Source organism: Amycolatopsis sp. NPDC051373 (genome assembly GCF_040689465.1).
Lineage (GTDB): Bacteria > Actinomycetota > Actinomycetes > Mycobacteriales > Pseudonocardiaceae > Amycolatopsis.
This window is the reverse complement of sequence record NZ_JBFBAE010000030.1, coordinates 39848-51950: the sequence shown is the minus strand read 5'-3', so window position 1 is coordinate 51950 and position 12103 is coordinate 39848. Positions and strand designations below refer to the sequence as shown.

General features: G+C 71.7%; 13 protein-coding genes. 5 read left to right on the top strand and 8 right to left on the bottom strand.

Annotated features, from left to right (window positions below; genetic code table 11):
• The first annotated feature begins 22 nt into the window (after positions 1-22).
• Positions 23-325 (top strand): hypothetical protein, encoded by a 303-nt coding sequence (locus tag AB0383_RS40330; RefSeq protein ID WP_354868000.1) that lies wholly within the window; start codon positions 23-25, stop codon positions 323-325.
• A 25-nt stretch (positions 326-350) separates the two neighbouring features.
• On the opposite strand, the gene AB0383_RS40325 is transcribed toward AB0383_RS40330, so the two are convergent.
• On the bottom strand, positions 351-818 hold the full coding sequence (locus tag AB0383_RS40325) for a nucleotide disphospho-sugar-binding domain-containing protein (protein ID WP_364177310.1): 468 nt from the start codon (positions 816-818) through the stop codon (positions 351-353).
• An 810-nt stretch (positions 819-1628) separates the two neighbouring features.
• On the opposite strand from AB0383_RS40325, the gene AB0383_RS40320 reads away from it, so the two are divergent.
• From AB0383_RS40320 to AB0383_RS40310, 3 genes are all read left to right on the top strand, one after another.
• Positions 1629-2864 carry an alpha/beta fold hydrolase gene (locus tag AB0383_RS40320; RefSeq protein WP_364177312.1) on the top strand — a complete coding sequence of 412 codons (1236 nt, stop codon included), beginning with the start codon at positions 1629-1631 and terminating at the stop codon, positions 2862-2864.
• 256 nt (positions 2865-3120) lie between these two features.
• Positions 3121-3975 (top strand): hypothetical protein, encoded by an 855-nt coding sequence (locus AB0383_RS40315; RefSeq protein WP_364177314.1) that lies wholly within the window; start codon positions 3121-3123, stop codon positions 3973-3975.
• Between the two features lie 4 nt (positions 3976-3979).
• A complete protein-coding gene (locus AB0383_RS40310; protein WP_364177316.1) occupies positions 3980-4576 on the top strand; it encodes a class F sortase in 597 nt (198 codons plus the stop codon).
• A 1-nt stretch (position 4577) separates the two neighbouring features.
• Here the strand turns inward: AB0383_RS40310 and crcB (AB0383_RS40305) are convergent, their stop codons facing one another.
• The 7 genes from crcB (AB0383_RS40305) to AB0383_RS40275 all read right to left on the bottom strand — a co-directional run bounded on the left by crcB (AB0383_RS40305) (position 4578) and on the right by AB0383_RS40275 (position 9764).
• Positions 4578-4943 (bottom strand): fluoride efflux transporter CrcB, encoded by a 366-nt coding sequence (gene crcB / locus AB0383_RS40305; RefSeq protein WP_364177318.1) that lies wholly within the window; start codon positions 4941-4943, stop codon positions 4578-4580.
• A complete protein-coding gene (crcB, locus tag AB0383_RS40300; RefSeq protein WP_364177321.1) occupies positions 4940-5407 on the bottom strand; it encodes a fluoride efflux transporter CrcB in 468 nt (155 codons plus the stop codon). Before crcB (AB0383_RS40300) ends, crcB (AB0383_RS40305) begins: the two co-directional genes overlap by 4 nt.
• A 121-nt stretch (positions 5408-5528) precedes the next feature.
• Complete coding sequence (locus tag AB0383_RS40295) at positions 5529-6200, bottom strand: enoyl-CoA hydratase/isomerase family protein (RefSeq protein ID WP_364177324.1); 672 nt, start codon at positions 6198-6200, stop codon at positions 5529-5531.
• Between the two features lie 12 nt (positions 6201-6212).
• Positions 6213-6851: a helix-turn-helix domain-containing protein gene (locus AB0383_RS40290; protein WP_364177327.1), complete on the bottom strand. Its 639-nt coding sequence runs from the start codon at positions 6849-6851 to the stop codon at positions 6213-6215.
• Between the two features lie 60 nt (positions 6852-6911).
• Positions 6912-7193, bottom strand: coding sequence for an isoamylase early set domain-containing protein (locus tag AB0383_RS40285; protein ID WP_364177330.1), 282 nt, complete (start codon positions 7191-7193; stop codon positions 6912-6914).
• A 95-nt stretch (positions 7194-7288) separates the two neighbouring features.
• Complete coding sequence (locus tag AB0383_RS40280) at positions 7289-8314, bottom strand: 4Fe-4S binding protein (RefSeq protein ID WP_364177333.1); 1026 nt, start codon at positions 8312-8314, stop codon at positions 7289-7291.
• 109 nt (positions 8315-8423) lie between these two features.
• On the bottom strand, positions 8424-9764 hold the full coding sequence (locus tag AB0383_RS40275) for an alginate lyase family protein (protein ID WP_364177336.1): 1341 nt from the start codon (positions 9762-9764) through the stop codon (positions 8424-8426).
• Between the two features lie 363 nt (positions 9765-10127).
• Between AB0383_RS40275 and AB0383_RS40270 the strand changes: the two genes are divergently transcribed.
• A complete protein-coding gene (locus AB0383_RS40270; RefSeq protein ID WP_366190078.1) occupies positions 10128-12086 on the top strand; it encodes a LuxR C-terminal-related transcriptional regulator in 1959 nt (652 codons plus the stop codon).
• The last annotated feature ends 17 nt before the right edge of the window (positions 12087-12103 follow it).

Genomic DNA, 12103 nt, shown 5'->3' with positions numbered 1-12103 from the left:
ACCGCGACGACAGGAGTGCCACATGACCACGAACCAGCCCGGCGACCAGGAGCCGTTGGACGCCGAGATCGTCGAGAGCCCGGCGACCCCCGGCGTTCCGGCGGCGGACCTGCCCGAGCCCGACTACAGCGAGGGCGGCGTGCCGTCGTTCGACTTCGTCCGCGACCGCATCGAGAACCGCTACAACACGTCGGTGGGCGCTCAGGAGCTCGCGGGCATCGGCGGGCCGGAGACGATCGAGTCGCTCGACAAGAAGATCGCCGACCGAGACAAGGCCGCGAAGGACAAGCTCGCCGAGATCCGCCGGTCGATGGGCAAGCAGTAACGTCCCTTGCGTCCTTTGTGGACGGTCAGCCCAGCAGGTCCAGCACCGCGTCGGCCGCGGCTTTCGCGCCGCCGGCCGCAGTGATCTCCTTGGCCATCCAGGCCGGCCGGTCGTGCACGACGGGGTCGCCGGCGACGCGGTCGACCGTCTCGCGGACCAGCTCCGGGGTGAGGGCTTCGGAGTCGAGCACCTCGCCCAGTCCCAGCTCCTGGACGCGGCGAGCGTTGAGTGCCTGCTCGGGCACCTGGGGCAGCGTCACCAGCGGCACGGCCAGCGACAGCGCCTCCATGATCGAGTTCATGCCGGCGTGGGAGACGAACGCGGCCGCGTGGCCCAGCACCGCCTGCTGCGCCACCGTCGGCAGCGCCTCGACGTTCGGCGGCAGCTCGCCCAGCAGCGCCGGCCCGCGCTCCACCAGCTCCGCCACGAGCGGCAATGCCGGGTTGACATGCCCCGCCGCCGGCGCGGCGACGAAGAACAGGTGCTTGCCCAAAGGTGGTTTCCCCTCGCAGTCCGGACAAGATCACCGTAGCCGCACCCGGGGCCCTTCAGACGGGACACTTCCCGTTTGACCACCCCGCACCACCTGGATCGACACCTCCCGCCGATACTCTCTCGCCGGCGCCGGCCGCACAGACCCGCACGTCGCCGGCCCGGCTCGACCGGACCGCTCGCGGCGTCTGGCCCGCGCGAACGCCTACTCGCACACCGCCGACCCCACGACGGGACCGTTCGCGCCACAGCAGCAGTGCGAACGGTTCACTCGCGGCACCCGACGAGACAACACAACGCAGGAACCGCCTTCGTCCTGCCCGCACGCCGAGCGGCGCCCCGTGGCACCTCCGCACACCTCGACTGCCGACGCGAACGGACCACTCGCGGCGCCTACCCCACGCGAGCCCGCCCACTCACACACCACCGACCCGAAGACCGGACCCCTCGCACCGCAGCAACAGCGCGAGCGGACCACTCGCGGCGCCTATCCCGCGCGAGCCGCCCACTCAGACACCACCGACCCTGCGACCTGACCACTCGCGCAGCAGAGCGAGTGGACCACTCGCGGCACCCACCCCACGCGAGCCGCCCACTCACACCACACCGTCCCCACGACCTGACCACTCGAACCGCAGCAACAACGCGAGCAGACCACATGCGGCACCTACCCCGCACGAAACCCCCACTCACACACCACCTACCCCACGACCAGACCACTCGCGCCCCACTCGCACCCGCCGAGACCCGGACGGAAGAGCCCACCGAAAACCACCCCACCCACCCGGCCCCGGCGTGATTTGATCGACCCATGCCTACCTCCGTGCGCGTCCCCGGTCTGGTTCTCACCGAGCACGAGTTCGACGTCCCGTTGGATCACGGCAGGCCCGAGGGCGACCGGATCACCGTGTTCGCGCGGGAGGTCGCGGAGCCGGGTGGCGGGGAGGAGCGGCCGTTCCTCGTGTTCCTGCAGGGTGGGCCCGGGCACGAGGCGCCGCGGCCCGCGGGTCGGGCCGCGGGGTGGCTGGGGCGGGCGCTGCGGGACTACCGGGTGCTGCTGCTGGACCAGCGGGGCACCGGCAACTCCACCCCCGTCGGCATGTTGCCCGGGCGCACGCCCGCCGAGCAGGCGGAGTACCTCGCGCATTTCCGCGCCGACTCGATCGTGCGGGACGCGGAGCTGATCCGGCGGCGGCTGGGCGTGGACCGGTGGAGCGTGCTGGGCCAGTCGTTCGGCGGGTTCACCTCGCTCGCCTACCTCTCGCAAGCGCCGGAGGGCCTGCGGGAAGCGTTCTTCACCGGGGGCCTGCCTCCGGTCGAACGGCACCCCGACGAGGTGTACCAGGCGACGTACGCGACGCTGCTGGAGCGCAACCGCCGCTACTACCGGCGCTACCCCGGAGACCGCGAGCGCGTGCGGAAGCTGCACACACGCCTGCACGCCGGTGAGCTCGCGCTGCCCGACGGCACGCCGATCACGTCCCGGTTGTTCCGCCAGCTCGGCAACGTCCTCGGGTCGAGCGAGGGCGCCGAGACGCTGCACTACCTGCTGGAGCGCGACCCCGACTCCCCGGCCTTCGCGCACGACGTCGCGGCGACGCTGCCGTTCTCGGCGCGCAACCCGCTCTACGCGGTGATCCACGAGGCCTGTTACGCCGACGGCCACGCCACCCGCTGGTCGGCCGAGCGCACGCGCCCGGCGGAGTACGACGACGACGTCACGCTCTTCACCGGCGAGCACGTCTTCCCCTCGGTGTTCACCGACCTGCCCGGCCTCGCGCCGCTGCGCGAAGCCGCCGAGCTGCTCGCCGAGCGCGAGTGGCCGCGCCTCTACGACGCCGACGCGCTGCGAAGCTGCGAAGTGCCGTGCGCCGCCGCGATCTACGCCGAGGACGCGTATGTGGAACGCCGGTTCTCCGAGGAGACCGCCGGGCTGATCCCGACGATGCGCCCGTGGGTCACGAACGAGTACGAGCACAACGGCCTGCGCGCGGCGGGCGAGCACGTGCTCGGCCGGCTGATCGACCTCGTCCGCGGCCGCGCCTGAAGATCGAAAAGAAGTCCCGGATAGCCCACGGGAATGGTGGGCGTGTTACGATCGGTTTCGTTATCACGCCCACCGCCTTCGTTATCAGGTCGTTTCCTTAGACCAGACCGGATCAATTCCATCGGCCCGGAAACGCGGAACGTTACAGAATTCGAGCGTGGTTTTCCCCACCCGGGAATCATTTCCCTTCGACGCTTTTCTGCGGCAGAATCCCGCCATTGCCCAACGTCGGGCACTGTCGCAGCAGGGAGTCACCGTGAAGAAACCGTTGGGCCGTCTCGCAGGTGCCGTGCTCGCCGGCGCCGCCCTCACGCTCGCGTCCGCGCCGGCCGCCTTCGCGCAGGACGAACCCACCGCGGCGGTCGAGACCACGACGACGTCCGAGTCGACGGACTCGCCGGCACCGACCACATCGGACTCCAGCACCTCCGAGAGCCCCACCAGCGACTCGAGCACCCCGACGTCCGCCACTCCGCCGAGCACGACCGGCGACATCGAAACGCCGGCCGACCCCGAGGTGCAGACCACCGAAGGCCGCCGCGCCCCGGCCGCCGCCAAGCCCCGCACCGCTGAAGACGCCAAAGACTCCGGAGACGACCAGAACGCCGACGAGACCACCGAAACCACCGCCCCCACCGACCCGTACACCGACAACGCCGGCCACGGCTTCGTTGGCCTCGGCGGTGAAGGCGTGCTGGTCATCGCCTGCGCGTCCGGCGCGCCCGGGAACGTCGCGACCGCCGGCCTCACCGTGACCGCCGGCCCGGACCAGGACGGCGCCGACGGCCGCTACTGGAACTACGACGTGCGCGTGGTCGACGGATTCACCGGCACCACCGCGCCGTTCAGCTGGACCTGCGACGGCCAGGAAGGCCACGGCGACGTGACCTTCGAGCAGGTCGCACCGCCCACCTCGGACACCAGCGAAACCCCGGCCACCAGCGACACCCCGACCAGCAGCACCACCTCCCCGACGACCTCGGCGTCCACTTCGGACACCACGAAGATCACATCCGGCCCCGTCGTCACCCGCCCGGCGGTCCAGGTCCGCTACGCGCCCCAGGGCGGCGTCGAGACCGGCTTCGGCGGAACCGCGCGGTTCTGGTTCTGAGCCGATGAAGCGAATCGAACTCGTGGCGACGGCAGCCACCGTGCTGGCCGTCACCGCGGTGCTGGCCGGCTGCAGTTCTGCTCCCACTCCGGCGCCGGCTGCCGCGGTGACGCCGGTCCCGAGCAGTGTCCCCGTCACCCAACCGTTCAAGGGCCTGCGCCCGACCTCCGTCAGCATCCCGAAGATCGGGGCGCAGTCCAGCCTGGTCTCCGTCGCGGTGAACCTCGAGGGCAAGATCTCCGTGCCCTCGGTGAAAACGCCGATGCAGGCCGCGTGGTACCGCCTCTCCCCCGTCCCCGGCGAGGTCGGTCCGGCGATCGTCCTCGGCCACGTGGACGGCGACAAAAAGCCCGGCATCTTCTACAAGCTCAAGGATCTCGTCCCCGGCGACGAGGTGGACGTCGACCGCAGCGACGGCAAGAAGCTGAAGTTCACCGTCGACCACCTCACTCAGGTCCCCAAGGACCAGTTTCCCCAGGACGCGGTCTACGGCAACAGCACCAAACCCGAGCTGCGCCTGATCACCTGCGGCGGCGTGTTCGATCACGCCGAGCACAGCTACGAGGACAACATCGTGGTGTACGCCAACCTCGCCACATAACTCAGACGAGCGCGTGGACCACCGCGTACCCGAGCGTGGCCGCCCCCAGTCCGGCGGCCACGCTCAGCACCACATTGGCCACCGCCGCGCCGTACGCCCGCCGCTCCAGCAGGCGCACGGTCTCGTAGCCGAAAGTGCTGTACGTCGTCAGCGCCCCGCAGAACCCCGTGCCCACTAGAATCGAGACGGTACCGGGCAACGCCGACCCGGCGCCGGCGAGCGAGCCGAGCACCAAGGATCCCACCAGGTTGACCGTGAACGTGCCCCACGGAAACGCGCTGTGGTGGCGCGCCTGCACGAAGCGATCGGTGACGTACCGCAGCGGTGCCCCGACCACCGCGCCCAGGAACACGAGCAGCGCCGTCACGCCTCGACCGTCCTTTCCGGACGGACGAACAGTCTTCGCGCGAGCGCCATGCCGGCCACGACCGCGAGCAGCGCCGCCACGAGCGTGCCCGCGAGGTAGCCGAACGCGAGCCCGACCGTGCCCGGCCGCAGCAGCCCGTGGATCTCGACGGCGTAGGTCGAGAACGTGGTGTAGCCGCCCAGGATCCCGACCCCGAGAAACGGCCGCACCAGCCGGTTCACGGTCCACGCCTCGGTGACCGCGACCATGAGCACCCCGATGAGGAAGCAGCCGGTGAAGTTGATCAGGAACGTCGCCAGCGGGAAGTGCCCGGGTGCGGTGGGGAGCAGGACCGCGAGGCCGTACCGGGCGAGCGCGCCGAGGCCGCCGCCGAGGGCGACCACGGCGAGGACCGGCGCGTTCTCCCGCACGGCCGTGCGGCGCCACAGCGGCGTCCGCTGCGAAGACCCAGTTGATTCGGGCACAAACGTCTCCTACTCCACGCGGGCATGCTAGCGCCCTCGGTTCGAGTAGGGACTGTTGGCAGCGAGCGCTGCGGTTGTCCGGAAGGCCCGGAGCGGCGAGCCCCACCGCCGCGCGCTCAGCTTACCGGACCAGATCCGCCGGCGTGCGCAGGGCGGTCAACGCGGGCGCGAACATGGTGGACTTGATCGCCCCGAGCGTGCCGCGGTCCTTGCCTGCCAGCGGCGCGACGACCTCGGTCGCCGTGCTGACCAGCGCGGCCTCGTCGGCCGTCGCGTCGACCAGGCCCAGCTCCCTGGCCTGCGGGCCGCCGAAGCGGCGCCCGGTGGTCATCGACGCGACCGCCGTGGCCGGCGTGAGCTTGGCCTGGATGAGCGCGGCCATGCCGGGCGTGAACGGGATGTTGATGTCGGCCTCGGGGAAGCAGAAGAACCCGCGATCGGTGCGCATCACGCGGAAGTCGTGGGCCATCGCCAGCATCGCGCCGGCCCCGAACGCGTGCCCGTTCACCGCCGCGACGGTCGGCACCGGCAGCGCGAGCACGCGGGCGAGCAGCTCGTGGACGTCGGTGACGTATTTGCCGGCTTCGTCACCGTGGTTGGTCAGCCAGTCGAGGTCGAGGCCGTTGGAGTAGAACTTGCCGCTGCCCGTGGTCACGAGCGCCGCGGGCGCGGAGCCGGCCGTGACGGTGTCGAGGTGGGTGTTCACCTCCTCCAGCCACGCGGGTGAAAACCGGTTCTCGTCGGCGCCGAAGTCCAGGACGTGGACGGCATCGTGGCTGGTCAGTGCGGGCATGCGAGAGTCTTTTCAGCCGGTGGTTGCGGTACGGGACGAACGCCGCTTCGGCGGCGGCAGAGCGAGCACCGCGCGGACGGCGGCGGCGAGCCGGCGGCGGCTGTCTTCGCCGACGCGGCCTTCGGCCAGCTCACGGCGGTAGATCGCACTCGGCAGGTCGACGACACACGTGGTGATCACCTCGACGGCCACGCCGTCGCCGCGCTGCCACAGCTCGCGCGCGAGGCGCACGAGCAGGCACACCAGGCGTTTGTCCAGCGCGTGCAGCGCCTCGACGACCTCGTCGGGCAGCTGCGGGCCGAGCACGCGGTCGGGTGAGACGGTGATCATCAGGCGCGCGGCGTCGGGGCGTTGCGCCGCCACCACGGCCGGCGCGTCGGCCGCGGCGACCACGGCCGCGACCGGGCCCGCCTCGGCCAGCGCGGCGTCGACCAGGCCCTCCTGCACGTCGACGAAGTGGGTCGCGGCCCGCAGCCACGCGCGGCCGACGAGCGCGGGCAGCGAGCCGAAGCTGTGGTAGATCACGCTGTTGGGCACGCCCGCGGCCAGCGCAAGTCCGCGCGCGGTGACTTCTTCCGGCCCGCGGTCGGCGACGAGCCGCTCGGCGACGTCGAGCAGCCGTTCGGGGTCGTGGATCCGCGGCCTGGGCACGAACCCGAGCGTAAAGGAACACGCGCTCCACAACAACGGTTTTGTGGAGCACACGTTCCTCTATTCGGCGACGAACACGCAGTCGTACCCGTCGCGGATGGTCACGTCGGGGTCGTCGAGCCACTGCCCGCCCGTCGCGAGGTAGCGGAAGCGCAGCTTCACACCGGGCCGCACCTCGACGGCGGCCGAGCGCGTGCCGTTGGACCGCTTGCGCAGCTCGTGGCACCCGGGCTGCCAGTCGTTGAAGTCGCCGACCACGCTGACGGGCCCCGGCGGGGTGTCGTGCGGGAGGACGAACGTCACCTTCCGCACCCCGCCGCCGCCTCGGCTGGTCTTGATCACGAGCGCTCCCCTTCACTTTCCGGCCGGTTCCGCCGAAAAGCGTTCCACGCGTTCGGGCTCGCGGGCGTGAGAACCGCCTGCCCGTCCGGGTGAACTCACGGCGTGCGGCCGGGGACGACCTTCACCGTCTTGTTCGGGAACCGGCGTTCCACATGGGACTTCGCAGCCGATGCCGGGGTCACGTAGATCGTTTCTTCTTTGTCCTGCAACGGTCGCAGCACCGTGCGCATGAACTCGCGACGATCTTCGAGGTATGGGCCGAGCACGTCCTCGCCCGCCGGGCACACCGCCATGCAGTAGGCCGCCTTGTAATTGGCCTTGAAGGAAAGGCTTTGCCACATTGACGCGTTCTCGGAATCGGTGACGCGCTCGCGGAACTCCGCGCCGTCGGCGCTGTCGGCCACGGTTTCCACCCAGTCGGTGAACCCGCCCATGAACTCGCGGTAGTTGTGCGTGGAGCAGGCGGCCCAGTCGAACTCGCCCGTCTTGGCGATGGCGCCGACGGGGCACGCGGCCACGCACAGCTTGCACTCCACGCAGGGGTTGTAGTCCAGCGGCTCGCCGTAGCCGGTCACCTCGGCGTCGACGAGCAGCGTGGCCAGCAGCACGAAGTTGCCGAACTTCGGGTGGATCACGTTGCGGTGCAGGCCCATCACGCCGAGGCCGGCCGCGACCGCGACGGTCTTGTGCGCCACCACCCAGATCCGGCCGGGGAAGCGGTCCATCTCCATCGGGAAGGTCGCCGACGGGTTGAGCGCCCGGTAGCCGGCGTCCTGCAGCTCGCGGGTGATCGTGCGAGCCGCCTCGTTGATGATCTCGCCGCTGCGGTGGAACTCCCGGTTCGCGACACTGCGTGCCGGCGTGCGCACGTTGTCGCGGTTCATCCGCACGACGAGCGAGATGAGGCTGCGCGTGCCAGGCAGTGCGGCGAGGACGTGCGGCCGCTCCCCCGTCAGGTCGGGGTGCTCCAGCGACACGGCCGCGACGTCGTCGGCACCCGCGGCCAGCGCCAGCTCGCGCAGCCACGCGGCGTCGATCGGCCCGGGCTTCGGCCGCGTGCCGCGCTCCAGCACGGCCCGCACCGACGGGTGGGCGGCGAGTTTGCGCGGCAGCTCGGTCACGAGGAGTCCTCCATCGGTAGGAATTTCCAACCAACAGTCCCACGTGCTGAGTCTGATAACAAGACCGATCCTGCCGCGGCGGGGACGCACCCCCGCCGCGGCGCCGGGCTCAGCCGGTGACCGAGATGTCGTCGAGTTGCTCGGCGGCCGGGCGGACCGGGTAGAGATCACCTCCCGGCGGGGCGGGGATGTGCGGGAGCGCGGCCCTCGCCTGGGCGTCACCCGCGTCGGCGGCGGCGTGGACGCTGTCGAGCGCCGCGTACTGCAGGAAGTTCAGGTCGGGCAGCGGCCACTGCGACGCCCCACCGGTCGCGGCGGGCAGCAGGTGGTCGACGGCCTTGAACAGGCTGCCACCCTCCGGCGTCCGGTAGGCCCACAGGTCCACGCCGACGTGGCGGCCGATCTGCGCGAGGCGGGTCAGCGCGACGAGGTTGAACGTGTGGTAGTGGAAGCTGCGCGTGCGCGTCGACTCCTCGGGCTGGCTGCCGTCGGCCGCGATCTGGTGGTCGAGGCGGGTTTTCTCGGCGTCGACCACGATTTGCTTCGTGAGCGCCTTGTCGCCGGTGTAGAGCGCGATGCCGGCGGAGAGCATGTCGTAGAACGAGCCGTGGTTGTTGGTCTCGGCGGCTTCGTCCGTGCCGTTCTTGCTCGTGCGCAGCCAGGTGAGGAAGTCGGCCGACCAGCCCTTCATCGCCGTGGCGTCGGTCTTCGACCAGCCGGGCGCGCCCGCGTCGAGGATCCGCGCCGCGTCGAGGACCTGGGTGAAGGTGTAGGCGAACTCGATGATGCCGATGCCGCGGCCGTCGTTCTTGCAGGGGATGCCCTGCGCGAAGTTCAGGTTCGGGTTCATCTTCGTGGCCGCGTCGAGGAACCAGGTGCGCAGGTCGAGGGCCGCGCGCTGCGCGTACTCGGGCTTGCGCGTGTAGAACCAGGCGAGCGAGAGCTGGTAGATCGAGCTGAACGCGGTGAGCCGCTCGGCCTTGTCGGGTACGGCGGTGGTCTCGGGGTTGAGCACGCCGTCGCGCTGGACGTAGGGGCAGCCCTGCGGGTTGTCGGCCGTCGCGGGCTGGCTGGGCCACCAGTACGGCGCGAGGCTCAGGTAGTCGTGCTTGTCGCCGCTCGGCGGCACGCGCTGCTTGTCGACGACCGTCCACGGGCCCTTGGTGAGCGCCGTGTCGGCCTGCTTGAGGAGGTCGGTCAGCGACGTGCGCAGGGTTCTGTCGCCGAGCAGCAACCCGACGCGGTTCTTCGTCAGCCGCGCCCCGTCGAGCACGACGGTGTCGGGCCGGCATGCGAGCGAGACGATCGGCAGGTCGCACACCGACTTCGGTGGCTGCTGAGCCGGGACGGCTCCGGCCGCGCCCGCGGTGGCGGTGAGCAGGCCGGCGACGGTGGCGAAGACGAGGGAGATCCGACCCAGCCGGAAACGGGACCGTGAAGGAGGCAGCACTGCAACTCCATTCAAGTATCTGAATAACTAGCAGATATGTGAATTCAACTTAGGGAGTCGAACAGGTGGAGCCCAGTCGGCAGCACGGCCTGCCGTTACGAAACCCCAGCAACAGGCGCATCAATTGGCCACTGGCTGCGTTACATCTAGGCTTCCGCCATGCCGACGCTCTGCCTCACTTGTGGTGCACCGTTGCCGGCAGCGGCCGGGCGCCAGGGCGGACGACGGCCGCGGTTCTGCTCCGGCGCTTGCCGCCAGCGCGCGTACCGCCGACGGGTGCGGGCGCGTCGGCCGGGGGCCGGGTGCACCGGGCGGCGAGCTGAGACTGCGACGCTGCGCCGGCTGCTCGCGAGCCACCGGCTCGTGACGATCACCGGCCCGGCCGGCGTCGGCAAGACGCGGCTCGCGGCCGAGCTGACGGGCGCGGTGCGCGTCGATCCGTCCACTGTGGAGCTTCCGGCCGAGCTCGGGGACCTGCTCGTGCTGGACGGCTGCGAAGACAGGCTCGGCGCGTGCGCGGCACTCGTCACGCAGCTGCTGCGTGAGCGCCCGGGCCTGCGGGTGGTGGCCACGAGCCGCGTCGCGCTCGGGGTCGAGGGTGAGCAGGTGCTGCCGCTGCGCGGCCTCTCCCCCGCCGACGCGGCCCAGCTGCTCGTGGAGCGGATCCACCTGCTGGACCCGTTCCTCACCGTCGCGCCGGCCGACGTGACGGAGTTGTGCCGCGTGCTCGAAGGGGTGCCGGCGACGCTGGAGCTGGCCGCGCCGCGCGTGCGGCTTCTGGGCGTGACCGGGGCAGCCGAAGGTCTGGCGACCGCCCTCGACCTGGCCCCGGGCAAGGTGCGCGCGGATCTGGAGAGCGACCACCGGCGACTTTCGCCCGCCGAACGCGAGGCGTGGCACCGGCTTTCGGTGCTGCCCGGTCCGTTCGACCCGGAGCTGGCGGCCGCTCTCGGCGCCGGGCCCGAGGTGCTGGAGCGGCTGGTCGCGGTGTCTCTGCTGGTCCCCGAGCCCGCCGCCGACGGCACGACCGGGCTGCGGCTGTGGGCGGCCGCGCGCGCGTTCGGCCGCGAGGCACTCGAAGCCGAGGGTGGCACCGACGCCGCGTTCGAACTGCTGACGGCCCACCTCGTGGCGCAGGTCGAGCCGCACCTGCCGGCGTTCCTCCTGCCCGACGGTCTCTGCCGGCGGCTAGTCGCGCGCGCCGAGCCCGTGCTCGCGGTGATCCGCCGGCTCACCGGCCGCGGCGACGCCCGGCTCGCGGTGCTGGCGTGCGGGCTCGCGCGGTCGTGGCTCGCGCTGGGCCGCAACCTCGCCGACAGCGAACGGTTGCTGCGCGAAGCTCTGCCGCACGTCGCCGATCGGCCGGACCTCACCGCGTCGCTGCTGGCCGGGCTGTGCAAGGCGGCACACCGCGCGGGCCGGTACGCCGAGCAGCTGCGCTTCGGGGAAGCGGCATTGGCGCTGGAGTCCACACTGGACCGCCCTGCTCGGGTCGCCTCGGTCCTCGACCTGCTCGCCGCCGGGCTGCGCGCGTCGGGAGCGGACGCCGCCGCGCGCTACCACGAGGCCTTGGCGATCGCGCGTGGCCTCGCCGATCCGGCCGTGATCTCGTTGCTGCTCAACGACCTCGCGTGGGGCGCCCTGGAATCGGGCGACCTCGACGGGGCCCGCGAAGTGCTCGCCGAAGGCCTGCCGCTGGCCCGCACCCACGCGACACCCGGCCGGCTCGCGAGCGTGCTGCACACCGCCGTCGCCGTCGCCCTCGCCGCCGGCGACCACGCCACGGCCGAGGCGCGGTTCGTGGAGGCCCTGCTCGTCACGAACCCCACGGACGGCCTCAAAGTGCCTTACTTCACCGAAGGCGTCGCCGTGGTCCTGACCACCCGCGGCGAACACGAGCGCGCCCTGAGCCTCTTCGCCTGCGCCGACGCCGTCCGCCGGAGCCTGGGCGCCGTGGCGGAACCCGCGTGGCGCCGGCGGGTCCGCGACGCCCTGGACACCGCGACCGCTGGTCTGGACCCGCGCCGCGCCCGGGCGGCCACCCGCGCGGGCGCCCGCGTCTCCCTCGTCGCCGCCGTCGCGCACGCCCTCGACGCGAGCGCGCACTTCCACGCCACGGGCCACGGCGGGCTGACCCCCCAGGAGCACACCGTCGCCGCGCTGGTGACCGACGGCCTGACCAACCAGCAGATCGCGCGCCGCCTCGGCATCGCGCCCCGCACGGTCGCCACCCACCTGGAACGCATCCGCGCCAAACTGGGCGTGCGCCCCCGCTCGGCGCTGGCCGCGTGGTTCACCCGCACGACAGCCGAAACCGACTAGAGCGTGTGGCGGGTGCA